Origin of the sequence: Microbacterium sp. No. 7 (assembly GCF_001314225.1) — a bacterium.
Classification (GTDB): Bacteria; Actinomycetota; Actinomycetes; order Actinomycetales; family Microbacteriaceae; genus Microbacterium.
The window spans coordinates 521,354-546,743 of the sequence record NZ_CP012697.1 but is presented as its reverse complement, the minus strand read 5'-3'; the positions used below and the strand labels follow the sequence as shown (position 1 = coordinate 546,743).

General features: G+C 72.0%; 25 protein-coding genes. 14 read left to right on the top strand and 11 right to left on the bottom strand.

Going from position 1 to position 25,390, the window contains the following annotated elements; genetic code table 11:
* Positions 1-25 precede the first annotated feature (25 nt).
* The 4 genes from AOA12_RS02450 to AOA12_RS02435 are packed head-to-tail and all read left to right on the top strand — an operon-like array spanning position 26 to position 4,089.
* A complete protein-coding gene (locus tag AOA12_RS02450; protein WP_054679668.1) occupies positions 26-1,846 on the top strand; it encodes a flavin-containing monooxygenase in 1,821 nt (606 codons plus the stop codon).
* Positions 1,843-2,475: a cysteine hydrolase family protein gene (locus tag AOA12_RS02445; protein WP_054679665.1), complete on the top strand. Its 633-nt coding sequence runs from the start codon at positions 1,843-1,845 to the stop codon at positions 2,473-2,475. The genes AOA12_RS02450 and AOA12_RS02445 overlap by 4 nt, the downstream gene beginning before the upstream one ends.
* 28 nt (positions 2,476-2,503) lie before the next feature.
* Positions 2,504-3,364, top strand: coding sequence for an SDR family oxidoreductase (locus AOA12_RS02440; protein WP_082405870.1), 861 nt, complete (start codon positions 2,504-2,506; stop codon positions 3,362-3,364).
* A complete protein-coding gene (locus AOA12_RS02435; RefSeq protein WP_156366363.1) occupies positions 3,361-4,089 on the top strand; it encodes an SDR family oxidoreductase in 729 nt (242 codons plus the stop codon). The genes AOA12_RS02440 and AOA12_RS02435 overlap by 4 nt, the downstream gene beginning before the upstream one ends.
* A 203-nt stretch (positions 4,090-4,292) precedes the next feature.
* Here the strand turns inward: AOA12_RS02435 and AOA12_RS02430 are convergent, their stop codons facing one another.
* From AOA12_RS02430 to AOA12_RS02410, 5 genes are read right to left on the bottom strand one after another with little or no spacing between them, the layout of a single operon-like run.
* Positions 4,293-5,189: a TIGR03619 family F420-dependent LLM class oxidoreductase gene (locus AOA12_RS02430; protein ID WP_054679658.1), complete on the bottom strand. Its 897-nt coding sequence runs from the start codon at positions 5,187-5,189 to the stop codon at positions 4,293-4,295.
* Complete coding sequence (locus tag AOA12_RS02425) at positions 5,174-7,129, bottom strand: MFS transporter (protein ID WP_054679655.1); 1,956 nt, start codon at positions 7,127-7,129, stop codon at positions 5,174-5,176. Before AOA12_RS02425 ends, AOA12_RS02430 begins: the two co-directional genes overlap by 16 nt.
* A gap of 2 nt (positions 7,130-7,131) precedes the next feature.
* A complete protein-coding gene (locus AOA12_RS02420; RefSeq protein ID WP_054679652.1) occupies positions 7,132-7,959 on the bottom strand; it encodes an enoyl-CoA hydratase/isomerase family protein in 828 nt (275 codons plus the stop codon).
* 6 nt (positions 7,960-7,965) lie between these two features.
* A complete protein-coding gene (locus AOA12_RS02415) occupies positions 7,966-8,754 on the bottom strand; it encodes an enoyl-CoA hydratase/isomerase family protein (RefSeq protein WP_054679649.1) in 789 nt (262 codons plus the stop codon).
* A 22-nt stretch (positions 8,755-8,776) separates the two neighbouring features.
* Positions 8,777-9,754 (bottom strand): NAD(P)H-dependent flavin oxidoreductase, encoded by a 978-nt coding sequence (locus AOA12_RS02410; RefSeq protein ID WP_054686752.1) that lies wholly within the window; start codon positions 9,752-9,754, stop codon positions 8,777-8,779.
* Between the two features lie 109 nt (positions 9,755-9,863).
* Here AOA12_RS02410 and AOA12_RS02405 point away from each other — a divergent pair, with 109 nt between their 5' ends.
* Positions 9,864-10,637, top strand: a complete 774-nt coding sequence (locus AOA12_RS02405) for a tyrosine-protein phosphatase (RefSeq protein ID WP_054679646.1) — start codon at positions 9,864-9,866, stop codon at positions 10,635-10,637.
* Between the two features lie 27 nt (positions 10,638-10,664).
* Here AOA12_RS02405 and AOA12_RS02400 read toward each other — a convergent pair whose 3' ends face one another.
* Complete coding sequence (locus AOA12_RS02400) at positions 10,665-11,594, bottom strand: cyclase family protein (protein ID WP_054679643.1); 930 nt, start codon at positions 11,592-11,594, stop codon at positions 10,665-10,667.
* Between the two features lie 153 nt (positions 11,595-11,747).
* Between AOA12_RS02400 and AOA12_RS02395 the strand changes: the two genes are divergently transcribed.
* Together AOA12_RS02395 and AOA12_RS02390 are read left to right on the top strand one after the other, a co-directional pair.
* Positions 11,748-12,677 (top strand): alpha/beta hydrolase, encoded by a 930-nt coding sequence (locus tag AOA12_RS02395; RefSeq protein ID WP_054686751.1) that lies wholly within the window; start codon positions 11,748-11,750, stop codon positions 12,675-12,677.
* Positions 12,678-12,744: 67 nt separating this feature from the next.
* Entirely contained in the window at positions 12,745-13,032 is a 288-nt protein-coding gene (locus tag AOA12_RS02390) for a YciI family protein (RefSeq protein WP_054679641.1), read from the top strand.
* A gap of 153 nt (positions 13,033-13,185) precedes the next feature.
* Here the strand turns inward: AOA12_RS02390 and AOA12_RS02385 are convergent, their stop codons facing one another.
* The gene (locus tag AOA12_RS02385; RefSeq protein WP_054679637.1) at positions 13,186-14,250 is read right to left on the bottom strand and encodes an ABC transporter substrate-binding protein; all 1,065 of its coding nucleotides are present in this window, start codon (positions 14,248-14,250) and stop codon (positions 13,186-13,188) included.
* 158 nt (positions 14,251-14,408) lie between these two features.
* On the opposite strand from AOA12_RS02385, the gene AOA12_RS02380 reads away from it, so the two are divergent.
* The 3 genes from AOA12_RS02380 to AOA12_RS02370 are packed head-to-tail and all read left to right on the top strand — an operon-like array spanning position 14,409 to position 17,882.
* On the top strand, positions 14,409-15,953 hold the full coding sequence (locus tag AOA12_RS02380) for a flavin-containing monooxygenase (protein ID WP_054679634.1): 1,545 nt from the start codon (positions 14,409-14,411) through the stop codon (positions 15,951-15,953).
* Positions 15,950-16,726, top strand: coding sequence for an SDR family NAD(P)-dependent oxidoreductase (locus AOA12_RS02375; protein ID WP_054679631.1), 777 nt, complete (start codon positions 15,950-15,952; stop codon positions 16,724-16,726). Before AOA12_RS02380 ends, AOA12_RS02375 begins: the two co-directional genes overlap by 4 nt.
* 10 nt (positions 16,727-16,736) lie before the next feature.
* A complete protein-coding gene (locus AOA12_RS02370) occupies positions 16,737-17,882 on the top strand; it encodes an epoxide hydrolase family protein (protein WP_054679628.1) in 1,146 nt (381 codons plus the stop codon).
* Between the two features lie 49 nt (positions 17,883-17,931).
* Here the strand turns inward: AOA12_RS02370 and AOA12_RS02365 are convergent, their stop codons facing one another.
* From AOA12_RS02365 to AOA12_RS02350, 4 genes are read right to left on the bottom strand one after another with little or no spacing between them, the layout of a single operon-like run.
* The gene (locus AOA12_RS02365) at positions 17,932-18,573 is read right to left on the bottom strand and encodes a TetR/AcrR family transcriptional regulator (RefSeq protein ID WP_054679625.1); all 642 of its coding nucleotides are present in this window, start codon (positions 18,571-18,573) and stop codon (positions 17,932-17,934) included.
* A 24-nt stretch (positions 18,574-18,597) separates the two neighbouring features.
* Positions 18,598-20,001 (bottom strand): FAD-dependent oxidoreductase, encoded by a 1,404-nt coding sequence (locus AOA12_RS02360; RefSeq protein ID WP_054679622.1) that lies wholly within the window; start codon positions 19,999-20,001, stop codon positions 18,598-18,600.
* Positions 20,002-20,022: 21 nt separating this feature from the next.
* Positions 20,023-20,967 carry a PDR/VanB family oxidoreductase gene (locus AOA12_RS02355; protein ID WP_197281039.1) on the bottom strand — a complete coding sequence of 315 codons (945 nt, stop codon included), beginning with the start codon at positions 20,965-20,967 and terminating at the stop codon, positions 20,023-20,025.
* A 9-nt stretch (positions 20,968-20,976) separates the two neighbouring features.
* Entirely contained in the window at positions 20,977-22,056 is a 1,080-nt protein-coding gene (locus tag AOA12_RS02350; RefSeq protein WP_197281037.1) for a phosphotransferase family protein, read from the bottom strand.
* A gap of 94 nt (positions 22,057-22,150) precedes the next feature.
* On the opposite strand from AOA12_RS02350, the gene AOA12_RS02345 reads away from it, so the two are divergent.
* The 4 genes from AOA12_RS02345 to AOA12_RS02330 all read left to right on the top strand — a co-directional run bounded on the left by AOA12_RS02345 (position 22,151) and on the right by AOA12_RS02330 (position 25,383).
* Positions 22,151-23,185, top strand: a complete 1,035-nt coding sequence (locus AOA12_RS02345; RefSeq protein ID WP_054679616.1) for an oxidoreductase family protein — start codon at positions 22,151-22,153, stop codon at positions 23,183-23,185.
* Between the two features lie 108 nt (positions 23,186-23,293).
* Complete coding sequence (locus AOA12_RS02340; protein ID WP_054679612.1) at positions 23,294-24,118, top strand: SDR family oxidoreductase; 825 nt, start codon at positions 23,294-23,296, stop codon at positions 24,116-24,118.
* Between the two features lie 34 nt (positions 24,119-24,152).
* The gene (locus AOA12_RS02335) at positions 24,153-24,494 is read left to right on the top strand and encodes a DUF4286 family protein (protein WP_054679609.1); all 342 of its coding nucleotides are present in this window, start codon (positions 24,153-24,155) and stop codon (positions 24,492-24,494) included.
* A 115-nt stretch (positions 24,495-24,609) separates the two neighbouring features.
* Complete coding sequence (locus AOA12_RS02330) at positions 24,610-25,383, top strand: enoyl-CoA hydratase/isomerase family protein (RefSeq protein WP_054679606.1); 774 nt, start codon at positions 24,610-24,612, stop codon at positions 25,381-25,383.
* Positions 25,384-25,390 lie beyond the last annotated feature (7 nt).

Genomic DNA, 25,390 nt, shown 5'->3' with positions numbered 1-25,390 from the left:
TTTTCCGATGAAAGGATCGCCGTCGATGATGACTGAGCACAACCGTACGGACGAGACGCCCGATCTCGAAGCGGTCCGCGCCAAGTACCGCGAGGAGCGCGACCGCCGCCTGCTGAAGGAGGACCGCGACGCGAACCTCGACCTGTCGGGCGAGTTCGGCCGCTATCTGGACGATCCGTACACCGAGTGGCAGCCGCGCGAGGCCGTCAGCGACGACGTCGACGTCGTCGTCATCGGGGCCGGCTGGGCGGGACTCCTGACCGCCGCGAAGCTGCGCAACGCCGGCTTCCGCCGCATCCGCATCATCGAGAAGGCCGGCGACGTCGCGGGCGTCTGGTACTGGAACCGCTATCCGGGCGCGATGTGCGACGTGCAGTCGTACATCTACCTCCCCCTCCTCGAAGAGGTGGGGTACATGCCCGAGCGCAAGTACTCGTACGCCGAGGAGATCTTCGCGTACGCGCAGAAGTTCGCGCGCCACTTCGACCTCTACGACCTCGCGCTCTTCCAGACCGGCGTCACCGGCCTGACGTGGGACGAGGACAGCGCCCGCTGGATCGTGGAGACCGACCGCTCCGACGTCGTGACGGCCCCGTACGTCGTCATCTGCAACGGCTCGTTCGCCAACCCGAAGCTCCCCGCGATCCCCGGCATCGAGACGTTCGCGGGCAAGATGTTCCACACCAGCCGATGGGACTACGACTACACGGGCGGAGCGGCGCACGAGTTCCTCGACAAGCTCGGCGACACCCGCGTCGGTGTCATCGGCACCGGGGCGACGTCCGTGCAGATCGTCCCGCCGCTCGGCGAGGCCGCGAAGCACCTCTACGTGTTCCAGCGCACGCCCTCGACCATCGGCGTCCGTGGCAACGCTCTCACCGACCACGAGAAGATGAACGCGCTGCCGCCGGGCTGGCAGAAGGAGTGGCGCGACAACTTCACCCGCATCATCAGCAGCCAGCGCGAGACCGTCGACCACGTCGACGACGGCTGGACGCAGCTCTACCGCAAGACGATGTCCAACCCGGCCTTCGACGACGTGCCGCCGGAGAAGCTCGCCGAGGCGCGCGAGCTCGCCGACCTCGAGCGGATGGAGGAGATCCGCCACCGGATCGACGAGGTCGTCAAGGACCCCCGGACCGCCGAGGCGCTCAAGCCCTACTACCGGTACATGTGCAAGCGCCCGTGCTTCCACGACGAGTACCTGGAGACCTTCAACCGCGACAACGTCACGCTCGTCGACTCCCAGGGCCTCGGCATCGACCGCATCACCGAGACGGGCGTGGTCGTCGGCGGCACCGAGTACGAGGTGGACTGCCTCGTGTTCGCGACCGGGTTCGACCAGGAGACGCTCTACACCGACCGCGTCGGATTCGACGTCGTCGGCCGCGACGGCGTGCGCCTCTCGGAGAAGTGGCGCGGCGGCATCTCGACGCTGCACGGCATGCTGAGCCGCGGCTTCCCCAACCTCGTCATCGCCCCCGTCAACAACGCGCAGTCGTCGGCGTCGGTCAACTTCGTGCACCACATCGAGGAGAACGCCGACCACACGGCCTACCTCCTCAGCACCGCCGTCGAACGCGGCATCCGCGCCTTCGACGTCTCGTCCGAGGCGGAGGCCGAGTGGGTGCGCACGATCCAGGAGGGCGCACGCCTCAGCTCGGCCTTCCTCGAGGAGTGCACGCCGAGCCGCTGGAACAACGAGGGCCGCCTCGATGAGCGCTCGCTGTCGAACGCGAACTACGCGGGCGCGCCGACGGCCTTCTTCGCGCTGCTGCAGGAGTGGCGCGACAACGACGACCTCAAGGGCCTGGAGATCCTCGACCCGATCCAGGCGACGGCATGAGCACCGTCCCCGTGCGCGGGCTGGAGCCCGGCAAGCGGGCCGCGCTCGTCGTCGTCGAGTGCCAGAACGGCATGACCGACCCCGAGTTCTCCACGAACGCGCCGCTGGTCGAGCAGGTCGACGCGCGTGGCGTGCTCGGCCACATCGCCGAGCTCGCCACGGCCTTCCGCGCCGCCGGGCTGCCCGTGCTGCACGCGATCGTCACACCGTTCCCCGGGTTCGCGGGATGGTCGCGCAACAGCCTGCTGACGACATCCATCGCCAAGCGCCCGCTGACCGTCGGGCAGCCCGCGGTCGAGATCAACCCGGCCGTCGCGCCCGAGGAGGGCGATCTCGTCGTGCCGCGCCACATCGGCATGACCGCCTTCCACGGCACCGAGCTCGAGGGACTGCTGCGGGGCCTCGGCGTCGAGACCGTCGTGCTCACGGGCGTCTCCCTCAACGTCGCCCTGCTCGGCAGCACGATCGAGGCGATCAACCGCGGCTTCCAGGTCGTGCTGCCCGCCGACGCGGCCGCCGCGGCGACCGCCGAGGTCGGCGACTTCCTCCTCGAGAACATCTACCGGCTGCTGGCCACCGTCACGACGACGGCCGACGTGATCGGCGCGCTCGGCGCCGACGCCGGCTGAGCCGCGCCCCGCACAGGAAGGAGTCCGCATGGCCCTGCGACTGCCCCCCGGCGCATCGGACGCGATGCTGCCCGCCGACACGCTCTCGGGCGCCGTCGCGCTCGTGACCGGCGGCGGATCCGGCCTCGGCTACGAGTCGGCGCGCGCCCTCGCCGCCTGCGGCGCCTCGGTCGCCCTGCTCGGGCGCACCCTCGAGCGCGTCGAGGCCGCGGCCGCGCGGCTGCGCGACGAGACCGGCGCCGAGACCGCCGCCGCGAGCGCCGACGTGCGCCAGGGCGACGAGCTGGCCGCCGCGTTCGACCGCGTCGAAGACGCGCTGGGGCCCGTGTCGCTGCTGGCCAACAACGCGGGCGCCAACTTCCCGGCGCTGTCGGGCGAGGTGAGCCCGAACGGCTTCAGCGCCGTCGCGCGCATCGCCTACTTCGGCACCTTCCACGCCTGCCGGGAGTTCTACCGGCGCTACGTCGCGGCCGGCCTCACGCGCGGCGCGATCGTCAACAACGGCGCGCAGTACCAGTTCCAGGGACTGCCGGGCGCCGCCGCGTCGTGCTCCGCGAAGGCCGCCGTCGCGAGCCTCACGCAGACCCTGGCCGCCGAATGGGCCGCCGACGGCATCCGGGTCAACTCCGCCGTCGCCGGGTTCTTCCCGCACGGCGGATCGGTGACCGCGAAATCACCCGAGGAGGGCGACGAGGTCGTGGGACGGACGATCCCGGCCGGCCGCACGGGACGCATCCACGAGTACGGCTGGCTCGTCGCCTTCCTCGCCTCGCCCTACGCGTCGTTCGTGACCGGCCAGAACGTCTTCATCGACGGCGGCGAGAGCCTGCGGCGCACCCAGGACGGCGACGTCTACGTCGCGCCCCGTGAAAGGAGCTCCCTGTGGTGACCACACCGACGGGCCTTCCCCGCCCGCCCCAGTCGTACGAGAGCATGCTCCGCGCCGACGCCCTCGACGGCCTCGGCGCCGTCGTGCTCGGCGAGGGCCCCCTCGCGTCGGCCGTGCACGAGGCCCTCGCGGCCGTCGGCGCATCCGTGCGGACCGAGCTGCCCGGCGACGGCGCGGCCGCGGCGGCGCGGATCGCGGAGCTCGCGCCGCACATCCTCGTCACGGTCCCGAGCACCACGGCCCCGGCGCGCGCCGACGACCTCGACGCGGAGAGCGTCGCGCGGGTCGTCGAACGCGACCTCACGGTGCCCTACAACGCGATCCTCGCGGTCGCGCGCGCCGCGGGCGACCGCGGTGCGGCGATCGTCTCGATCGTCTCCTCGGCCGCCGTCACCGGCGCGCCGGGCTTCGCGGGACCGGCGGCCGCCCAGTCGTCGCTGTGCTCGGCGGCCCGCTCGCTCGCCGCGGAGTGGGCGCCGCGCGACATCCGCGTCAACACCGTGTCGGTCGGCCCCTTCGAGGGCGTGCGGCCCGACGCAGCCGCCGGGCACGTGCCCGCGATGCGGCTCGGCGAACCGCGCGAGCTCGGCTGGCTCGTGGCCTATCTCGTCTCGCCCTACGCCGCCTATCTCACGGGCGCGCACATCGGCATCGACGGCGGCGACACGCTGCGCCGGCGCCTCGTCGGCGAGCCGTACCAGCCCGGCGAGTTCCTCGCGGACTGACCCGCCCCGCCCGCCCGACACCGTCCGCCCGACACCGTCCGCCCGACGGCGTTCACAATTCAGGAGAACTGGCCGCCCGGGCGGGCGCACGGCCCCATCCGGCCCGGATCTCCTGAATTGTGAACGGGGGAAGCCGGGACGCCGCGCACCCGGGGTGCCGGTACCCGGCCGTCGGCCGAGGCCACCCGCGGAGGCCGAGGGCGTCAGGCGGCGCCGAGGGCGATGCCCGCGGCGTACTCGTGCACGACGTCGACGCTCTCGGTGACGCCCACGTGCCGGCCCTCGCGCTTGGGGAACGGGTTCACGACGACCTCGTCGACGCCGGCGGCGGCGAGCTCCTCGAGCTCCTCGCGGGTCGCCGTCGACGACAGCGCACCGATGATCGCGAACGCCCCCGCGTCGCGCCCGGCCGCGTGCACGCGCTCGCGCATCGCCCGGCAGAAGGCGGTCACGGCGCCGATGTCCCAGCCGCCCACGCCGTTCGTGCTCGGGTGCAGCCGGTCGAGCCGGCCGTACCAGCCGTCCCAGCCCGCTGCGCGGCGCCGCGCGACGGGCGCGTAGCCGCCGCCGATGATCCGGGATCCCGCGGGCTTGGGCTCGAAGGCGATCTCCGGCACGCGGAAGTGCTCCGTCGACACGTGCGGCCGCGACTGCGTCAGCAGCGTCGCGATGACCCCGAGCATCTCGTCGAGCATGGCCCCGCGCGTCTCGAAGGGCGCGCCGACGGCGTCGAACTCCTCGCGCATCCAGCCGGTGCCGAAGCCGAGGTCGAGGCGTCCACCCGACAGCGCGTCGAGCGTCGCGACGAGCTTGGCGGTGAGCAGGGGATGCCGCAGGGGCACCAGATAGACGCCCACCCCGAGCCGGATGCGTTCCGTCACGCCGCTGACCTGGCTCAGCACGAGCAGCGGATCGAGCATGGGCGTGCTCAGGTCGAACGGCTGCGTGCCCGCGCCGGCGAGATAGTCCGACTCCAGCCGGGCCGGCATGAGCAGGTGCTCCCCCAGCCAGGCCGATGCATACCCCGCGGCCTCCGCAGCGCGGCCGGCAGCCACGACGGCGGCTGCGCGCACCGGCACGATGTTCAGTCCGACACGCATGTGCCCTCTCCCCGTTCCTCTCGGTCGCCGGCGCGCGCGAGGTCCACGCGCTCCCGCCGCAGGCCGACGGCCAGCTTCCTCGACTCGGCCCAGTCGCCGCCCGGCGAGATCGTCGTGACGACGTAGTTGCCCATCGGCGGCAGCGGCAGTTCGTAGGTGCCGTCGTCGCCCGTGTCGGTGGCGTCCGTGAACACGCCGCCGGCGCCGTACAGCACGACGCGGGCCCCGCTCACCGGCTCGCCCGCGTCGCTGACCGCGCCGGTGATCGACAGCGGCACGAGCATGTCGATGTCGACGGGCTGCTGATCGGCGGCGATGTCCACGACGACCGTGCGGGGCGACCAGCCGGACGCGTTCGCGACGAGCACGTAGCGCCCCGGGCCCGGCACCACCACCGAGTAGCGTCCGTCGTTGTCGGCGCGCGCCCAGTCGGCCGACTGCCCGTCCGGCGTGAGCACGTGCACGACGGCGGGGCGGTCGAGGCGGGCGTGGTCGAGCGAGCGGATGCACCCGTGCACGGGGACGAGCCCGGCGCCGCCCGCGTCGTCCTGGCGCGGCACGCCGCGGGGCAGAGCGAAGGCGATCGCCGCCGCGACGGCGGCGGTGCCGGCGGCGACGAGGAAGACGGCGTCGAACGCGATCGGCCCGGGATACGAGTCCCGCCCGTCGGACACCGCGAACGTCACCGAGAACAGGGCGGCGAGGCCGCTGCACGTCGCGGTGCCGAACGAGCGCACGAGGGCGTTGATGCCGTTCGCCGACGCCGTCTGCGTGAGAGGCACGGCGCTCATGATGAGCACGGGCGTGGCCGAGAAGGCGAGCGCGCTGCCGAGCCCGACGATGGTCGCGCCCACGACGACCGCGACGGCGGAGTCGTGCCAGAACAGCCGCAGCAGGTAGGCGGCGACGAGCAGCGCCGCCCCGCCGAACAGCATCGGGCGCCCGCCGAACCGGTCGAGCAGGCGGCCCGAGAGGGGCGCGACGGCGATCATCGCGACCGTCGACGGCACCATCGCGAGACCGCCCTGCAGGGGCGTACCGCCGAGGCCCCCGAGCTCGACGGGCACCTGAACGACCTGCGTGGTCATGAGCATGTTGGTGAACATCGCGATCGCGACGAAGAAGGTCGCCGTGTTCGTGAGCAGCACGGGCCGGATCACGGCGGTGCGCAGGTCGACCATGGGCTGGCTGACACGCAGCTCCCACGGCACCCACAGGGCGAACAGCACGAGCGCGAGGATGCCGCACGCGATCGTGAGCGGGCTCGTCCATCCCCACGTCGAGCCCTTCGAGATCACGAGCAGGGCGGCGACGAGCACGACCGACAGCACGACGGCCCCGAGCACGTCGAACCGCGCGTCGGTCGCGTAGCCGCGGTCGGCGGGCACGACCCACCAGACGGCGGCGGACATCGCGACGCCGAGCCCGCACATGATCCAGAACAGCATGCGCCAGTCGAGGTACTCGACGATGAGTCCCGACAGCGGCAGCGCGAGCGAGTTGCCGATCGCCATCGTCGCGCTCATGAGCGCGACGGCGCCGCCGATCCGCCCCGACGCCGACTGGTCGCGCAGGATGCTGATGCCGATCGGCATGAGCGCGATCGCGACCCCCGAGATCGCCCGGCCGAGCACGACGAGGGGGAACGTCGCGCCGACGGCAGCGATGAGGGAGCCGAGGAAGAGGCAGAGGAGCGTGACGAGCAGGAGCCGGCGCTTGCCGTGGAGGTCCGCCAGCCGCGTGACGATGGGGGTGCCGACCGCGCTCGACAGCAGCGTCGCGGTCACGATCCACGACGCGTCGTCGGCGCCGACGCCGAGGTCGTGGCCGATCTGCGCGAGCGGCGGGACGACGAGGGTGAACTGCAGCGCGACGACCGTGCCGCCGCTGGCGAGGACGCCGAGGATGAGTCCCGGACGCGCGGGACGCGATCTCGCCATGGTCAGCCGGCGGTCGGCGAGGAGCCCTCCGCGGCGTCCTCGGCGCCGCCGTCGCCCTGCCTCCGGTTGAAGAAGCGGCTGGCGGCGTCCTTGAAGGGCCTCAGGGTGAGACCCATGTACTCGGGCGTGAGCTCCGCCCAGCGGATCGCGTCGTGCTTGGACATGTCGGCCTGCGTGCCCAGGTAGCCGAGGGTCGCACGCACGCCGCGGCGGGGCATGCCCGCGATGCGCCCCGCGATCGCGAGCGCGGCGTCCATGAGCTCGTCGGCGGGATACACGCGGTTGACGAGGCCGATGCGCTCGGCCTCGGTGCCCGACACCTCCTCGCTGAGCAGCAGCAGCTCCTTCGTCTTGTCGACGCCGACGAGGCGGCTCATCCGGGCGGCGAGGCCCCACGCACCCATCGCGAGCCCCGAGCGCTCCATGTGCTGATCGGTCAGCCTCGCGCGATCCGAGGCGAGGCGCAGGTCGAACGCGAGGGCCAGCTCGAGCGCGCCGGTCGTGCAGACCCCGTCGATCACCGCGATCGACGGGGTGAGCAGGTCGTCGATCGCGTTGGCGAGCTCGGCGCCCGGGAAACGGGGCGGGGCGTCGGGCGACATCGCCTCCTTCATGTCGGCGCCGGCGCTGAAGCACGGCCGGCCGTCCTCCCGCGGCGCGCCCGTGAGGATCCACGCGTGGATGCCGGTGTCGTGCCGGATCCGCTCCACGACATCGCGCAGCTCGCTCATCAGGGCGTGGCTGAGCGCGTTCGCGACGCGCGGACGGTTGAGGGTCACGCGCAGCACGTGCGGGACAGGGGAGTCGACGAGGAGGTTCCGATAGTCCATGGGGTCTCACCTCATTCGTGACACGGGCCGCTGCGCCGACGAGCGGTCGACGGCGCGGATGCCGTCCGGGCTGCCGATCTGGGTGTAGGCGAGCCCGCGCGCCAGAGCGGCGGAGCGGCCGACGTCCAGCGACTCCCAGACGGCGCGCACCGTCCCCTGCGTCGCCCCGGGAGGGTTGCGCGCGATCGCGGCCGCGATCTCGTGGGCGCGATCCCAGAGCGCGGCGCGCTCGGTCACCTCGGTCACGAGGCCGATGCGCAGGGCCGTCTCGGCCGTCACCCGCTCCTCCAGGCCCATGAGCGCGATCCTGAGGGTCTCGCCGAGCGAGATCCGCCGGCTCAGCCCGATCGGCTCGAGCGCGGCGACCATGCCGTACGTGACATGGGGGTCGAAGAAGGTCGCGTCGTCGGAGCAGATCACGACGTCGGCCTCGTTCAGCCAGTAGAACGCCCCGCCCGCGGCCATGCCGTGCACGGCGCAGATCACGGGCTTCCACACCTGACGCGCCTTGGGACCCAGGTAGATGCCCGGGTCGACCTGTGAGAAGCGGTTGGCGGGCTTGGGGATGCCCTGCTTGACGTCGATGCCGGTGCAGAAGGCGCGCTCGCCGGCGGCGCGCAGCACGACGGCGTGCACGTCGTCGTCCAGGCGCACGCGCTCCCAGACGTCGGCGAACTCCTCGCACATCCGCTCGTTGAAGCTGTTCATCGCCTCGGGGCGGTTCAGGGTGATCGTGGCGACCCTGTCGCCGGTCAGCTCGAAGAGTATCGTCTCGTACTCTGCGCTCGCAGCCATGCGTCGTCCTTCCGGCTCTTCTTCAGCGTGCCATATTCCGCAGGCGCTGCGTGATGATCTCCTCGGCGTCGGCGATGATGCGGTCGACGACGTTCTGCACCGTGTCGACGTCATGGATGAGCCCCTGCGCCTGGCTCGCCCACCACATGCCGTCCTCCATGTCTCCGTTCTGCAGCACCCGGTCGCGGCCGCGCGCGCCGCTCGCGAGCGTCGCGACATCGGCGAAGGTCGCGCCGGGACGCCTGCTGATCTCGGCGATCTGCTCCGAGATCGAGTTGCGCGCGACCCGCGCGCTGTTGTGGAACTGGCGGAAGACGATGACGGTGTCCAGCTCGCTGTTGGCGACGATCTGCTGCTTGACGTTCTCGTGGATCGGGGCCTCGGCGGTCGCGATGAAGCGCGTGCCCATGTTCGCGGCGCACGCCCCGAGCGCGAGCGCCGCGACGAGGCCGGCGCCGGTGGCGATGCCGCCGCTCGCGATCACGGGGATGTCCAGCGCACGCACCGCGGCGGGGATGAGCACGAGTCCGGGGACGTCGTCCTCGCCGGGGTGGCCGGCGCACTCGAAGCCGTCGATGCTGATGGCGTCGACGCCCTTCTCGGCGGCGGAGATCGCGTGCCGCACGCTCGTGGCCTTGTGGATGACCTTGACGCCGGCGGCCGTGAAGTCGCTCATGTGCGGCGCGGGGCTGGAGCCGGCGGTCTCGACGATCTTGACGCCCGACTCGATGATCGCCGCGCGGTACTCGTCGTACGGCACCGGCTGAATCGTCGGCAGGATCGTGAGGTTCACGCCGAACGGCTGGTCGGTGAGCTCCTGGGTGCGGCGGATCTCCTCGGCGAGCGCCTCGGGGCTCGGCTGCGTGAGCGCCGTGAGGAATCCGAGGGCCCCCGCGTTCGCCACGGCGGAGATCAGCGGAGCCGTGCCGAGCCCGGTCATCCCCCCGCACAGCACGGGGTGACGCACTCCGAAGGCTTCGGTGAATTCTGTCTTGAGCATGTGCTCGCCTGCCTCAACGTCGATGCTTCGATACGGGTCCACTATAGACCATTCGTTTATTCAGATAACTCAAATAGCTGTTTGTTCGGTTTCGCCCTACCGTGGAGTCATGCCGAACGAATCCTCCCCCGTTCCGCCCGCACGCCCGGCGCCGTCGCCGCTGACCAACCTCCGCGACCTCGGCGGGCTGCCGGTCTCGGGCGGCCGGCTCCGAGCCGGGCTGCTGTGGCGCGCCGACGACCCCTCGCTCTCACCCGACGACGAGATCGACGGGCTCGTGCGCCGCGGCCTGACGACCGTCATCGACCTGCGCTCGCCCGAGGAGGCGGCCTTCACGGGGCGCGGCGCCCTCGCGCGCACCGCGGTCGCGTACCATCACCTGCCCCTGACCGATCGGATGGCGGTGCCCGAGGCGCTCGCGATCGCGCGCCTGCGCGGCGCGCGCCCCGACGACATGGCCGCGTGGTACGCGGAGCTGTTCCGCGAGCGCGCCCCGCAGCTCGTCCAGGGCTTCCGCATCGCGGTCGACGCACCCGGCACGACGCTGTTCCACTGCTCGGCGGGCAAGGATCGCACGGGCGTCTTCGCGGCCGCGCTGCTGCGCGTGCTCGGGGCCACGCACGAGGTGATCGCCGACGACTACGCGCGCACGTCCGTGGCGCTCGACGCGACGCGCGCACGCCTGCGGCCGGTCGTCGACGGCATCCTGGGCGTCGACCGCCCCCAGCCACCGGCGGGCGCGCCCGCCCTCGGCGCCGAGGCCGAGATCATGAGCATGGCGCTGCGCCGGCTCGACGAGGCCGAGGGCGTCGTCGGCCGCCTGCGGGCGGCGGGGCTCACCGATGCGCTGCACGCGCGGCTGCGTCGCCGGTTCGTCGACTGAGACCACCGTCCGCACCGCCCGCACGGCTCACCGGAGCACGACGGGCGTGACGAAGCCTCCGGTCGACTGCTCGAAGCGCGCGGGCGTCGCGTCGATGAGGAACTCGTAGCGCCCGTCGGCGGCGCACGCGTCGGCGAGCTCCTCCAGCACGAAGTTCTGCCCCTGCGGCATGCCCATCATGACGAGGTCCAGGATGTGCGCGGGCAGCATCACGCCGGGCTCCTTGCTCGGGAGCAGGTCGAACGTCGTGTTGTCGATCGCCACGGCGCCCAGGTCGTGCTCGTGGAACCAGCGGGCCGCGGAGATGCCCAGGCCGGCGCCGTCCTTGTGGTACTCGTGCACCTTGCCCGCGAAGAAGACGCTGACCTGGCCCGTGCGGATCAGCGCGACCGAGCCGGGCAGCAGCCGGGCGCCGCTGGCCTGCAGCGCATCCTCGAGCATGTCGCCGGTGATCTCCACACCGCCCGCGACGCGGTCGACGCCCGTGTGCCGCGCGACGTCGAGCAGCACGCCGTGCGAGACGAGCGTCCCCCACGTGTCAATGCCGAGCTTGGTCGCGCCCGCGGTCGTGACCGCCGAGGCGGGGATGCCGTTGTACATCGTGCCGCGCCAGCTCACGTGCGACAGGGCGTCCCAGTGGGTCGCGGCCTGGATGGGCGTCACGACGATGTCGTCGCTCCACCGCACGTAGTCGGGGTCGTCCGACCAGCCGTCATTGATCGCGAGCATCGTGCGAATGGGGTTCACCCGTCCGCGGACGCCGCTGCCGTCCTGGGGGCCGTTGAGGCCGAGCTCCATCGCGAGGTTGAACGCCGTGCCGTCCTTGACGGCGGCCAGCCCCGCCCGCCGGGTCTCCTCCGTGATGAGGTTGAGCGTCCCGCGCTGGTCGTCGGCGCCCCAGCGCCCCCAGTTGCTCACGCTCTCGACGGCGGCCTCGAACTCCGCGCTCACGACCATGTCTGCACTCCTCGTCGTCGTCGGCGCCGTCGGCGGCGCTGCCGGGATCTGCACGATGCCGCATCGCCACGACACCGCAGGGAACTTTTACAGCACAATCATATAACTATAATGAAGGAGCGCGCCGTCCGCGCGCCCGAACAGGGAGGTTCGATGCCTGCGCCGAGTCCACTCCTCGAGCTCCTCGAGCCCGAGACGGCCGCCGCCCTCGCGGCCGCGCCGCGCTGGGACACCACGAGCATCGCCGCGCTGCGCGGATCCCTCCCCGCCCCCGCCGCCCGTCCGTCGCACCCGCGCGTCGAGCGCACCGACATCACGCTCGGCACGGCACACCCGGTGCGGGTGCGCGTCTATCGCACCGCCGGCGCGACCGGCCCCGCCCCGTGCCTCCTCTGGATGCACGGCGGCGGCTACGTCATGGGCACGCTCGACGGAGCCGACGCCCGCCTCGACGCGATCGTCGCGCGGCTCGGCATCGTCGCCGTCTCGATCGACTGGCGCCTCGCCCCCGAGCATCCCTATCCCGCCGGGCTCACCGACGCGCACGCCGCCTGGGACGCGATCAACGACGACGACGCCGGACTCGGCATCGACACCGAACGGATCGTCGTCGGCGGCAGCAGCGCGGGTGCGGGCCTCGCCGCCGCGCTGTGCCTGCGGCTGCGCGATCTGGGTCGGCCGCAGCCTGCGCTGCAGCTGCTCGTCTCCCCCATGATCGACAACCGCCCCACGCCGTCGATGAGGGCGATCACCGATGCCCGGCTGTGGAACGCCGACGCCAACGCGCTCGCATGGAGCGCCTACCTGAGCGGTATCTCGCCCGTGCCGGAGACGGCGGCGCCCGCGCGGGCGCGCGACCTCACGGGCGTCGCGCCCGCCTTCGTCGCCGTGGGACAGGTCGACGGCTTCGTCGACGAGGACATCGCGTTCGCGCATGCACTCCTGCGCGCCGGCGTGCCCACCGAGCTGCACGTGTACCCGGGCGTCGCGCACGGCGCCTTCGGCGGGTCGCCGCGCACGCCGCGCACGCGCCAGTTCGAGCGCGACGCGCTCGAGGCGCTCGAACGCGCCCTGCGCGGGTGACCGCGCCGCCCTCCCCGCACGACCGACAGATCCGCACGACCCACACACCAGACAGAAGGAGAACCCCATGGCCGTCGTCGCCACCTACAGCTATGACCCCGCCACCGTCGAGGCCCGCAAGGAGATCCTCGATCAGCACCTCGCGTTCATCGGAGGGCTCGAAGAGGCGGGCACCCTGCTCGCCGTGGGCCGGCTCGGCGAGGCATCCGTCGACATCCTGTTCCTCCTCAACGCGGCGGATGCCGCCGAGGCGCTGCGCATCCTCGCGGAAGACCCCTACAACCGCGCCGGCTACGTCTCGAGCATCACCGCCCACGAGTGGTCCCCGACCCGCGGCCGCCTCGCCCCCCTCTGACAGCATCCCCCACCCTTCCCCCGCCCCGCGAGAGTGCATCCCGTGGCCGAGAACGCATCGGGCGGCCGAGAGCGCAGCTGGCTTCTGCACTCTCGGCCGCCCGATGCACTCTCGCGGGGCGGGGGGTGGGGGCGAGGGGCGGGGATCAGGCGGTCAGCGGATCTGCAGGAGGGTGAGGATCTCCTCCAGGGACGCGCTCAGCTCGTCGGGGGTCGGGGGCTGCTCGATGCCGCCGGCCGGCGTCGGCCAGGTGCCGTCGAGGTCGCCCAGCGGCGAGATGCCCCGGTCGGCCGTGTTGTAGACCTGCGACCCCTCCTCGCTCGCGAGGAAGTTCAGGAAGAGCGCCGCGGCGTTCGGGTGCGGCGCGTCGGCGGTGACGACGGCCCACGTGAAGATGCCGTAGAAGGGGTCCTCCGGCACCATGTACTCGATCGGCGCGCCCGCCTGCTTGGCCGCGTCGAACACGCCGGGGATGTTGGCGACGAGCACGCCGCCCTCGCCGGCGCCCAGCAGCTCCGCGCCGGGCGCGCCGCTGTTGACGACCTGGTGGCCCTGCTGGCCGACCTTCTCGAGGAAATCGGGGCCGAGGTCGGGGTGGTTCAGCGCGACGTGCCACATCTGCGCCCACGCCTGCGATCCGCGCGGGTCGACGAGGATGAGCTGCCCGTCGACGCGCTCGTCGAGCAGGTCCTGCCACGTGTCGAGGGTGAAGTCGCCCATCACCGACGTGTTGTACCCGAACGCGGGCACCCCGACCGTGACGACGACGCCGTAGTCGCCGAGCAGGAACTGCGCATCGTCCACCTCGCCCCGGGCCAGGTCGGGGAGCGACGCGAGGTTGCCCGCGTCGTTCATGTCGCCGAAGAAGCCCTGGTCGACGGTCGACATCACGTCGACCTGCACGTTGTCGGCGGCGATCTCGGCCTGGAAGCGCTGTGCGATGTCACCGCTGGGCAGGCGCGTCGCGTTCACGCGGATGTCATACGTCGCCTCGAAGGCCTCGACGACCTTCTCGATCGTGCTCGGCGGCGTGCCCGTGTACCACGTGAGCTCGCCCTCGGCCTCGGCCGCGGCGATCAGCTCCTCCAGGCTCTGCGGCCCGGCCGCGGGCTCGGCCGGCTCCTCCGCGGGCGAGCCGCACCCGCCCAGGGCCAGCGCGCCGACGACGGCCGCGATGCCGCCGACGACCCTCAGTCGCTTGAGAACACCATTGTCCATGCGAATCTCCTTGCTGTGGTTCCGTCTAAATCATCCAATTGATCTGACTCTTTTCAGGCTACCTCGAACGGGACGCGGCGTAAATATGTGACACTGGCGTCAGATTCAGGTAATAATGGTGTCAGCACCCACCCGATACGGATCCAATGAGGTAGCCCATGTCTCGGAAGAACAGCGCGACGCCGTCCGTCGCGATCATCGGCGCCGGCCTGGGCGGCGTCGCCGCCGCCGTGAATCTCACGAAGCGCCGCATCGGCACGTTCACGATCTTCGAGAAGTCGGCCGGCGCGGGCGGCACGTGGTGGGACAACCGCTACCCCGGCGCCGAGTGCGACGTGCCGTCGGCGCTCTACTCGTACTCGTTCAAGCTGCACGACTGGTCGCGCACCCACGCGACACAGGCCGAGATCCAGGCCTACGTCGACGAGGTGATCGACGACTACGGCTTCCGCGACCGCATCCGCTTCGGCATCGGCGTCGATCGCGTCGAATGGGACGAGCAGCGCCTGCAGCATCTCGTCGTGACCGACGACGGCGAACGGCACTGGTTCGACGTCGTCGTGAGCGCCGTCGGCATGCTCAACGTGCCGAACATCCCGAGCTGGCCCGGCATGGAGCTGTTCACGGGGCCGATCTTCCACTCCGCACGGTGGCGCGACGACGTCGACCTCGCCGGCAAGACGGTCGCGGTCGTCGGCGCCGGCGCCTCGGCCGCGCAGGTCGTACCGGGGCTGCAGCCGATCGTCGGGAAGCTGCTCACCTTCCAGCGCGAGCCGGGCTGGGTCTTCCCGAAGGGCGATCGCGACTACACGCCCGCGGAGCGCAAGAGGCTGAACCGCTTCGGCCGTCGCCGCCGCGCGCGCCGCGAGACGCTCAGGATGATGGACAAGGGCCTCAAGGTCGCGACCGACCCGGCCGCCGCGGAGGAGAGCATCGCCCGCGGCACCGCCTACATCGACGAGGTCTTCGCCGACCGCCCCGACCTGCGCGCGGCGCTCACGCCGAGCTTCACGCCGCGCTGCAAGCGCAACGTGCAGTCGAGCACCTTCTACCCGGCCCTCCTCCAGCCCAACGTGGAGCTGATCACCCGCTCGGTGGTGCGGGTCACCGAGAACGGCGTCGTCGACGACCGGGGCGTCGAGCACCCGGTCGACGCGATCGTGCTCACGACCGGCTTCACGGCGCAGGACTTCCTCTCCACCTACGAGGTCGCCGGGCGCGGGGGCACGACGCTGCACGAGGCCTGGGACGGCGACCCACACGCCTACCTGGGCATCACGGTGCCCGACTTCCCCAACTTCTACATCATGTACGGTCCCAACACGCACGGCACGGTCGTCTCGGTCGTGCTCGAACACCAGGCGGAGTTCATCGCGAAGGACGTGCAGCGCCTCGCGCGCGCCGGCGGCGGCGTGATCGAGGTCAAGCGCGAGTTCGAGGCCGGCTTCCAGCGCACGCTGCAGGCCGCGATCGGCGACGTGCCGGCCTGGAAGTCGGGATGCAACAACTTCTACGAGACCGCGAGCGGCACGAACGTCGTGCAGTGGCCGTGGTCCCACGACGAGTACAAGCGGCTCGCACGCACGACGCGCGTGGACTCCTCCACGCTCCGGCCGCTGCCGGACAGCGCCCGTGCCGCACGCCGCGGAGACGATGCACACGGGGCGAAGGCGCCCGCACTGACGAAGGGAGACCCATCATGAAGCTCGAAGGTCGTCGCGCGATCGTGACCGGAGGCGGTCGCGGCATCGGCCGCGCCTACGTGGAGCGGCTGCTGGCCGAGGGCGCCAGCGTCGCCATCCTCGACCTCGACATCGACAACGCCGAGAAGACGGCGACGGAGCTGTCGGACCGCGGCACGGTCATCGCGATCAAGACCGACGTCGCCGACGAGGACTCGGTCGGCGCCGCGGTCGAGGAGGTCGCCGAACGTCTCGGCGGCATCGACATCGTCGTCAACAACGCCGCCCTGTTCGGTGACTGGAAGCCCGAGGACGACACCTTCCCCTATCTCAAGCGGATGATGGACGTGAACCTGCTGAGCGTCTGGCTCGTCACGCGGGCCGCGGCGCCGCACCTGGTCAAGAGCCCCTACGGCCGCGTCATCAACCAGTCGTCGGGCACGGCGTACAACTACACCTACAACGGCCCGACCGACGAGTTCACCGGCCTGCGCTCGTTCAGCTACTCGTGGACGAAGTGGGGCGTCAACGGCCTCACCAAGTACTCCGCGGCACAGCTCGGCAACTGGGGCGTGACGGTGAACGCCATCGCCCCCGGGCCCACGCACACCGAGGCGTTCTCGAAGTCCGTCGACCCCGCGCACGCGCAACGCCTCGTCGAGGCCCAGCCGATCAAGGGCGCCATCCAGCCCGAGGACCTCGCGGGCGCCGTGGTGTTCTTCGCGAGCGACGACGCGCGGTTCATCACCGGTCAGATCCTCGTGATCTCCGGCGGCCGCCACATGCCCGCGTGAGGCCGGCACGATGACCGACGCGACCGCGGCGGACACGTCGCTGCAGGAGTTCCGCATCGCCGTCTCCGACGAGGAGCTCGACGACCTGCACCGCCGGCTGCGGTCGGCGCGCTGGACCGAGGAGCTCGCGGACGCGGCGTGGTCCGACGGGATCACGCCGCAGGCGATGCACCGTCTCGTCGAGCGCTGGCTCGACGGCTACGACTGGCGCGCCGTCGAGGAGCGCCTGAACCGCAGGCGGCAGATCACGACCGTCATCGACGGCCAGCGCATCCACGCCGTCGTCGCTCCGTCGGCGCGCGCGGACGCGATCCCGCTGCTCCTGCTGCACGGGTGGCCGAGCACCTTCGCGGAGTTCGAGCCCGTGATCGACGCGCTCACGTCGCCCCCCTCGTCCGACGACGTCGCCTTCCACGTCGTCGTGCCGTCGGTGCCCGGCTACGCCTTCTCGGGGCCGACGACCGAGCGCGGCTGGACCTCTGCCCGCATCGCGCGCGCCTTCGCCGAGCTGATGGCACGGCTCGGCCACACCGGCTACGTCGCGCACGGCGCGGATCTCGGATTCCACATCTCGTCCGACCTGGCCGTGCTCGACCCCGCGCACGTGCGGGCGATCCACCTGAACCTCGGCGGCGTGCGCCAGGCGGGGAAGCGCCAGCACGAGCCCTCGGCCTCCGAGGCGGAGGCCGACGCCAAGCGCAGGCAGGCGCACTATCTGGCGGACATGTCCGCCTACGCGCTGCTGCAGGCGACGCGCCCGCAGACGCTCTCGTACATGCTGATCGACTCGCCGATCGCGCAGCTGGCCTGGGTCGGCGAGAAGTTCCACGAGTGGACCGATCCCGGTCACCCAGTCGCCGACGACGACGTCCTCACGGCCGCCTCGCTGTACTGGTTCACCCGCACGGGCGGCTCCGCCGCGCGCTTCTACCAGTCGGGGTACGGCGAGGCGCGCATGGGGCGGCGCCCCTTCGTGACGACGCCGACGGGCGTCTCGGTGTGGCCGCACGACATCGTCCCCGCGCTGCGGCACTGGACCGAGGAGGAGTACAACGTCACGTACTGGGCCGACATGCCCGCGGGGGCCCACTTCGCCGCGCTGGAGACGCCCGACCTGCTCGTGCAGACGCTGCGGCGGTTCGCCGCGACGCTCTGAGGAGCGCACGGCTCCGAGCGCACAGCCGATCCCTGAGCCGGCCGCTGTCTCAGGGGGCGACGGCGCGCCACCACAGGTCGGCGACCTGCGCGGCGCCGCGCGGCGCGTCCATCCGGGTGCCCCGGTACTCCGTCGTGCGCATCGAGCGCACGCAGAAGGTCTCCATCATGCCGCAGAGCAGGCGCGTCACGCCGGGCACGTCGTCGAGCTGCCGCGCCGTGCCGGCCGCGACGGCGTCGCCGAGGATGCCGGTCCACCGGGCATAGGTCTCGGCGCGCAGCTCGTGCACGAGCCGGCGGATGCTCTGCTCGCCGTACGAGAGGTCGTAGAGCATCCGCATGCCGGGCCGGTCGTGCCGGAAGCCGAGCACGAACGCGCGCGTGCCGTCGACGATCGTCTCCCTGAGGTCGTCGTGCACGGTGAAGTCGGCCGCGCGCCCGCGGAACGCCAGCTGCGCGTTCTGGGCGACCTCGTGGCAGATGTCGCTCTTGTTCTCGAAGTACATGTAGAACGCGGCGCGCGACACGTCGGCACCGTGTGTGATGGCCTCGACCGTGATGTCGGCGACCGAGCGCGTTCCCGCGAGATGACGTGCGGAGATCAGGAGCTTGTTGCGCGTCTCTGCGCCGCTTCCCCGACGTTGCGTCGGCGTGCGGCGCAACGTCGGGGAAGCGTCGTCTTTCTTGGCCATGCGGACAGGCTAACCCGTCGGCCGTCAGGCGGCCGAAGCGGGTGCGAGCGTCAGTCGAGGCGGCTCGAGCGGGTCGGTGGCCTCCGGCCGGGGTCGACGCCCCGATGCGATCCACTCGTCGATGGTCGCGACGACGTCGGGCGCCTGCATGTACGACGGGTCCATCGTCAGCGACGCCGACTTCGCGGCGATCAGCACGTGCGCCTCCTCGGTCTGCGCCGCCGTGAGGGCACGCGCCCGCGCCTTGTCCCGGGCCGACGGGGGCTCGAGGTTCTCGTACTCCGCGTCGGGGTACTGCGAGTCGAGCGAGTAGGCGAGGTTGAACGCCATGTCGGCCCACGGGCCGAGCGCCGTCTGCACCGCGTCGGCGAGGCCGTCGATCACGGTGCGTCCCGCGAGCTGCTCGCCGAGCACGGTCGCGCCGAGCGAGGCCATCGTCATGCCCTGCCCGTACCGCGGGTTGAACGAGGTCACGGCGTCGCCGACGACGACGAACCCCTCGGGGCGTCGCGTCAGGTCCTCCCACATGCGGCGCTGATTGCCGGGCATCTGGTACGGAGCGACCTCGCTGAGGATCTCGGCCCGGCTGACGTACTGGGAGATCAGGGGGCTGTCGAGCTTGCGGAAGAACTCCATGACCGAGTCGAAGTCGTCGGGCGGGTAGTTCTTGAGCATGCCGTAGGCCACGACGTCGTGCAGGCCGCCGCCCGCGGGCCGGATCGAGCCGCCGCGCGGGTTCTCGGGCGAGCCGGTGACCATGATGCCCGCCAGCCCGTGCGGCAGCACGCCCTCGGGGAAGCGCGCCGTGAACGTCGAGTACCCCATGTAGATGCGCAGGTGCCGCTCCTCGGGCTTCTCGTAGCCGAGGTCCTCGATCCAGTTGGCCGATCGCGACCCGCGGCCCGTCGCGTCGACGACGAGGTCGCCCGTGAGCGTGCCGCCCTCGACGCCGCGCACCTTCGCGCCGATGACGCGCGCGTCGCCCTCCTCGGCGAGGAGGCCCGCCGCCATGCCCTTGACCGTGACCACGTTGGGCAGCGCGAGCACGCGACGGCGCAGCGCCCACTCGAAGAGCGGACGCTGGAACGCGATGATCTGCAGCTCGGAGGGCACGCGGATGCGCCAGGCGCCGCCCGCCCACTGGGCGAAGTCGGCGGTGTCGTCGTAGCGCTCGCAGCCCAGGTCGATGAGCTCCTGCTCGAAGCCGGGCAGCAGCGCCTCGACCTTCTGCTTGCCCAGCAGCAGCATGTGGTGGATCTGGTTCGACTGCGGCACGCCGCGACGCCCGAGCCGCGCCTCCGGCCCCTCGACGAGGAGCTCGTCGCGGTCGACGATCGTCACCCGCTCGAAGTGCGGGCTCAGCGCGGTGGCCGCGAGCAGCCCGGCGACGCTGCCGCCGAGGACGATCGCGTGTTCGAATGTGGCCATTGCTTGTCCTTCCAGTTCGGGTCAGAGGTCCAGGACGATGCGGCGGCCGGCGCACCGGCTGACGCAGATCATCATGGTGAAGCCGTCCGCCTTCTCGTCATCGGTCAGATAGGTGTCCCGATGGTCGGGCTCGCCCTCGAGCACGACGGCCTCGCAGGTTCCGCAGTATCCGTTCTCGCACGAGTACGGGGCGTTGAGGCCGCGCTGGAGCATGGCGCCGAGCAGGGTCTCGTCGGACCCGACCTCGATCGTGACCCCGCTGCGCGTGAGCTCGGCCTCGAAGGGCTCGCCCGTGATGTCGACCGCGTCGACCGCGAAGCGCTCCAGGTGCAGGTCGACCGCGGGCTCGCGCTCGACCGCCATCGCGGCGAGCAGGTCGAGCATGGGGGTCGGACCGCACGCGTAGACGGCGGTGCCGGGAACGAGCGCGTCGAGCAGGGCGGCGAAGTCGGGCCGGCCCTCGGCGTCGTCGGCCGAGACCGCGACCTGCTCGCCGTGCTCGGCCTGCAGCGCCGTGACGTACGCCATCGACGAACGGGAACGGCCGCCGTACACGAGCCGCCACGGAATGCCCTTCTCGTCGGCCTCGCGCATCATCGGGATGAGCGGCGTCACGCCGATGCCGCCGCCGAGGAAGAGGTAGCCGCCGGCCGGGTGCAGCTCGAAGTTGTTGCGCGGCGTGCGCACCTCGATCGCGTCGCCCGCGGCGACCGCGTCGTGCAGCTCGATCGACCCGCCCCGCCCCGCGGCCTCCCTCAGCACCGCGATGCGGTAGACCTTGCGGTCGGCCGGGTCTCCGCACAGCGAGTAGTGCCGCACGAGACCCGACGGAAGCCTCACCTCGATGTGCGCGCCCGGCTGCCACGGCGGCAGGTCGAGACCCGCCATCGACTCGAGCTCGAGCTGCCGGACGCCCTCGGCGACGAGCTCGGCGGAGCGGACGCGCAGCTTGATGGTCTGTGACACGGGCATCCGTCACACCCCCGTCAGCTCGCGGACGACGCGCAGCTGGTCGGTCTGCGCGACGCCCCGCTCGTCGACCGCGCCGGCGCGCAGGTCGATCATGTTCACGGCGAGACACGCGGTCTTGAACCCCGCGAACGCCTCGTACCATTCCAGCCCGTCGGTCGGGATGCCGGTGTGCTCCCGCCACAGGGCCGCGGTGGTCTCCGCGTCGGGCATGCCCTCGAACGGCCGGCCGCCGCGCTGGAAGATCTTGGTGCGCTGGTTGACGAGCCACCAGCCCAGGTCGTGCAGCGCGCCGCCGAGCGACGGCTGCTCCCAGTCCATCAGCGCGACGACCTCGAAGTCGTCGTCGACCATAACGTTGCCGAGGCGCGCGTCCCCCCAGACGAGGCCCGCGGGCCGGTTGCCGGGCATCGTGTCCCTGAGCCTCTCCCACACGCGGCGATGCACGGGCGCGGGGCGCCCGTGCCGGTCGATGCGGTCGAGGAAGCGCGTCCACCGATCCCATTCCTGCTCCATGCCCGTGACGCCGCCGGGCCCGGCGAGGAAGCCGACGCTGTCCAGCGGGATCGACGAGATCGCGGCAAGCTCGCGGATGCTGTTGCGGAAGAGCCGCTCGCGTTCGGCGGGGCTCGCCTCGGCGACCCAGCCCACGTCGGTGTAGGGCGGATGCGACACGGCGACGCGGCCGGAGAGCCGCTCCATCACGAAGAAGGGCGCGCCGAGGATCTCGGGGTCGTCCTCCAGCCAGAGCGTCGGGGCGACGCGCACGCGGCCGGACTCGTGAAGCACCCGCATCAGCCGGAACTGCTCCTCGAACAGGTCGTCGTAGAACACCGTGAAGGCCGTCGGCTTGATGCGCACGACGAGACCCCGGTCGTGGGCGCCGTCGGCGTCGTCCCATGCCGCCGAGAACAGGATCGTCTCGTGCGACTGACCCGCGCCGCGGGGGTAGGAGAGGTCGCGCACGCGCACCTCGCGCACGCCCAGCCGTGCCTGGAGCCAGGCCGTCAACTGCCGGGCGAGCTCTCCGAGATCGCGCTGCGCGGGAGCGACGATCATCTCCGATTCGCGCTTCGAGCCGGACATTGTGCCTCCTCGCATCCGGGGTCCGTCGTGACTACTATAGAGGACACTGACGTCAGCGTCAGCAATTTCTCGGAGATCATGAGGAGACGGACGCATGCCCGCCACGATCAATCCCGCCCCCACCGCCGTAGACGAGATCCTCGATCCCGCGTGGCTGTCCGCGAGCCTCGACCTGCCCGTGCGCGCCGTCGAGGTCGTCGAGACCATCAAGACCGTCGCCACGAAGGTGCGCCTGCGTATCGACCTCGACGACGCCCTCCCCTCGCAGTCGCTCTGCGTGAAGGGGTTCTTCGACCACGACCCGCTCCCGGCCAACCGGGCCCGGAGCACCCAGAACGAGGTGCGGTTCTACCGCGAGATCGCGCCGCGGCTCGACATCGTGGTGCCGCACGCCCGCTACGCGCGGATCGACGAGGCGAGCGGCCACGGCCTGCTGATCATGGACGACGTCGTCGCACGGGGCGGCCGCTTCCTGTCGGCCCTGGAGCCCTACTCCCCCGAGCAGGCCCGCGACAGCCTCGCCGCGCTCGCGACGCTGCACGCCGCGCACTGGCACGAGTCGGGGCTCGACGACGTGCCCTGGGTCGGCGACTGGCTCCAGTCGCTCGCAGACACGCCGCTGATGCCCGCGACCGACCTGCAGCTCCTCATGGACGACGGCCGGTTCGCCACGCACCCCGGTCTCGCCGACGCCGAACGACTGCACCACGGCATCCGCGCGCTCGCGGAGCGGGGCCGGGGCGACGTGCGCACGCTCGTGCACGGCGACGCGCACGCGGGCAACCTGTACACAATCGACGGCCGCATGGCCCTGATCGACTGGCAGGTGCTGCAGCGCAGCACCTGGGCGATCGACGTCGCCTACCACGTGGGTGCGGCACTGAGCGTCGAGCAGCGCCGCTCCCACGAGCGCGCACTGCTGGAGTCGTACCTCGACGCCCTGCGGGCGCGCGGCGTCGACGCGCCGCCCGCGACGACCGCATGGGACTCGTACCGCGCGGGGATGATCTACGGCTACTACCTCTGGGCCGTCACACGCCGCGTGGCCCGGCCCATCACCGAGGAGTTCTCGCAGCGCCTCGTGACGGCCGTCGACGACCTCGACAGCTACGCCCTGCTGGGCGTGTGACCTCGCTGAACCAAATAGCTTATTGATTCATCTATTATGGAAGCTCACCGGGACGTGCCCGGGCGGCCCGGTCCGCACGGACGGGGCCCGATCGAAGAGAGCGGACGAATGTTGCGACACGACGTGACCGTGATCGTCGGCGCGGGCGGCATGGGCGAGGCGATCGCCCGCCGCGGCGGCGCCGGCCGCCGGATCCTGCTCGCCGACCTCGACCGCGCGCACGCGGCTGCCGTCGCCGAGCGCCTCGAGGGCGACGGCTTCGGCGCCGTCGCCGAGGCCGTCGATGTGTGCGAAGCCCCCTCGATCGACGCCCTCGCCGCCCGTGCCCAGGAGCTCGGCCCCGTGCGCAGCGTCGTCGTGACCTCCGGCGTGAGCCCGTCGGGGTCAGACGCACGCGTCATCCTCGCGACCAACCTCATCGGCGTGGGACGGGTGATCGAGACGTTCGGCGACGTGATCGCCCCCGGCGGCGCGGGCGTCGTGATCTGCAGCATGGCGGCCGACTTCGCCCCGCCGATCGACGAGGAGGTCGGCCGCGCGCTCGCGCTCGCCCCCGTCGACGAGCTCCCCCGAGTCATCGAGCGCGCGGGCCTGCACGAGCTGACCCCCGGCGACGCCTACCGCGTCTCGAAGCGGGGCATCCGCGCCCGCACCGCCGCGGCGAGCCTGGCCTGGGCCCGGCGCGGCGCGCGGCTGAACTCGCTGAGCCCCGGTCACACGATCACCCGCATGGGCCGGCACGAGGAGTCCGGTGCGCAGGGCGAGCGCATCCGCGCCCTGCTCGACCTCAGCGCCGCCGGCCGCGCCGGCACCGCGACCGAGATCGCCGACGCCGCGGCCTTCCTGCTGAGCGAGCAGGCCTCCTACGTCACCGGCACCGACCTGCTCGTCGACGGCGGCGCCGTCGCGGCACAGCGTTGGGCGACGCGATAGTCCCCACGATTCCCCTCGACAGGAAGAGATCACCATGACCCGTTCCCTCTTCGTCCTCCGGTCCAACGCCGTGGAAGGGCGCGAAGACGAGTACAACGAGTGGTACGACGAGACCCACATCCCCGACGTGCTCGCGGTGCCCGGCTTCGCGTCGGCGCAGCGCTACCGCCTCGACGACCATCCGCGCAACGCGCGCGCCCCGTTCGGCTACATGGTCGTCTACGAGCTCGACGGCGACCCGGCCGCGGCGCTCGACGCGCTGAACGCCGCGATGGCCGACGGCTCGATCGCGCTCAGCGACGCCCTCGACACGAGTCGGGAGCGGCGCCCCGAGGGCTTCCTCTACCGCGCCGTCGGCGAACGCGTGACCTCTTGAGCCGAGATGCCCGCCGACCGACTGCTGCCGACGCCCGAGGCCGAGGAGTTCATCGCGCTCATGCGCGAGGTCGCCGCGATCGCTCGCCCGCGCGTCCTGACCAGAGGAGCACACCATGCCCGAGCTCGCAACCCTCGAGCGCGACGGCCGCATCGCGCACCTGACCCTGCGCCGCGGTGACGTCGGCAACGCGCTCGACCAGCCCCTGGCCGAGGCGTTCGCCGCCGCCGTCCGCGAGCTGCTCCTGATCGAGGAGCCGCTCGTGGTCGTGCTGCAGTCCGACGGCGCGCTGTTCTGCGCGGGCGGCGACGTCGCCGCGGTGTCGACGGCGCCCGACCCCGGCGCGTACCTCACGCGGCTGGCGTCCACGATGCACGACGTGCTCCCGGCGCTGCGCGACGCGCCGCACCTGGTGGTCGCCCGCGTGCAGGGTGCGGCGGCGGGCGCCGGCCTCGCCCTCGTGCTCAACGCCGACGTCGTGGTCGCGTCGAGCGCGGCCGTCTTCCTCAGCGCGTACGCCGGAGTCGGGCTCACTCCCGACTGCGGCGTCAGCCGGCTGCTGCCGCGCGTCGTCGGGGAGCGCCGCGCGATCGAGCTCGCCCTCACGGGCCGCGTGCTGAGCGCCGAGGAGGCGCGCGACTGGGGTCTCGTCACCACGGTGGCCGCGCCCGACGAGCTCGACGCCGCGGTCGACGCCCTCGCGGGGCGTCTCGCGGCGGGGCCGGCCCAGGCGCAGGCGCGCACGGTCGCGCTCCTGCGCGCCGACCACCCCGGATACGAGGAGCACCTCGCCGCGGAGGTCCGCGGGCTCGCCGACCAGATCGCCCTGGACGACACCCGCGCACGCATGCGAGCGTTCCTGGAGCGGTCCCGCGCCCGCACGAGCTGACGCACGC

Coding starts and splice junctions, on each gene's coding strand:
- AOA12_RS02450 (WP_054679668.1), top strand. CDS start 26: ATGATGACTGAGCACAACCGTACGGACGAGACGCCCGATCTCGAAGCG.
- AOA12_RS02445 (WP_054679665.1), top strand. CDS start 1,843: ATGAGCACCGTCCCCGTGCGCGGGCTGGAGCCCGGCAAGCGGGCCGCG.
- AOA12_RS02440 (WP_082405870.1), top strand. CDS start 2,504: ATGGCCCTGCGACTGCCCCCCGGCGCATCGGACGCGATGCTGCCCGCC.
- AOA12_RS02430 (WP_054679658.1), bottom strand. CDS start 5,189: ATGCGTGTCGGACTGAACATCGTGCCGGTGCGCGCAGCCGCCGTCGTG.
- AOA12_RS02425 (WP_054679655.1), bottom strand. CDS start 7,129: ATGGCGAGATCGCGTCCCGCGCGTCCGGGACTCATCCTCGGCGTCCTC.
- AOA12_RS02420 (WP_054679652.1), bottom strand. CDS start 7,959: ATGGACTATCGGAACCTCCTCGTCGACTCCCCTGTCCCGCACGTGCTG.
- AOA12_RS02415 (WP_054679649.1), bottom strand. CDS start 8,754: ATGGCTGCGAGCGCAGAGTACGAGACGATACTCTTCGAGCTGACCGGC.
- AOA12_RS02410 (WP_054686752.1), bottom strand. CDS start 9,754: ATGCTCAAGACAGAATTCACCGAAGCCTTCGGAGTGCGTCACCCCGTG.
- AOA12_RS02405 (WP_054679646.1), top strand. CDS start 9,864: ATGCCGAACGAATCCTCCCCCGTTCCGCCCGCACGCCCGGCGCCGTCG.
- AOA12_RS02400 (WP_054679643.1), bottom strand. CDS start 11,594: ATGGTCGTGAGCGCGGAGTTCGAGGCCGCCGTCGAGAGCGTGAGCAAC.
- AOA12_RS02395 (WP_054686751.1), top strand. CDS start 11,748: ATGCCTGCGCCGAGTCCACTCCTCGAGCTCCTCGAGCCCGAGACGGCC.
- AOA12_RS02390 (WP_054679641.1), top strand. CDS start 12,745: ATGGCCGTCGTCGCCACCTACAGCTATGACCCCGCCACCGTCGAGGCC.
- AOA12_RS02385 (WP_054679637.1), bottom strand. CDS start 14,250: ATGGACAATGGTGTTCTCAAGCGACTGAGGGTCGTCGGCGGCATCGCG.
- AOA12_RS02380 (WP_054679634.1), top strand. CDS start 14,409: ATGTCTCGGAAGAACAGCGCGACGCCGTCCGTCGCGATCATCGGCGCC.
- AOA12_RS02375 (WP_054679631.1), top strand. CDS start 15,950: ATGAAGCTCGAAGGTCGTCGCGCGATCGTGACCGGAGGCGGTCGCGGC.
- AOA12_RS02370 (WP_054679628.1), top strand. CDS start 16,737: ATGACCGACGCGACCGCGGCGGACACGTCGCTGCAGGAGTTCCGCATC.
- AOA12_RS02365 (WP_054679625.1), bottom strand. CDS start 18,573: ATGGCCAAGAAAGACGACGCTTCCCCGACGTTGCGCCGCACGCCGACG.
- AOA12_RS02360 (WP_054679622.1), bottom strand. CDS start 20,001: ATGGCCACATTCGAACACGCGATCGTCCTCGGCGGCAGCGTCGCCGGG.
- AOA12_RS02350 (WP_197281037.1), bottom strand. CDS start 22,056: ATGTCCGGCTCGAAGCGCGAATCGGAGATGATCGTCGCTCCCGCGCAG.
- AOA12_RS02345 (WP_054679616.1), top strand. CDS start 22,151: ATGCCCGCCACGATCAATCCCGCCCCCACCGCCGTAGACGAGATCCTC.
- AOA12_RS02340 (WP_054679612.1), top strand. CDS start 23,294: ATGTTGCGACACGACGTGACCGTGATCGTCGGCGCGGGCGGCATGGGC.
- AOA12_RS02335 (WP_054679609.1), top strand. CDS start 24,153: ATGACCCGTTCCCTCTTCGTCCTCCGGTCCAACGCCGTGGAAGGGCGC.
- AOA12_RS02330 (WP_054679606.1), top strand. CDS start 24,610: ATGCCCGAGCTCGCAACCCTCGAGCGCGACGGCCGCATCGCGCACCTG.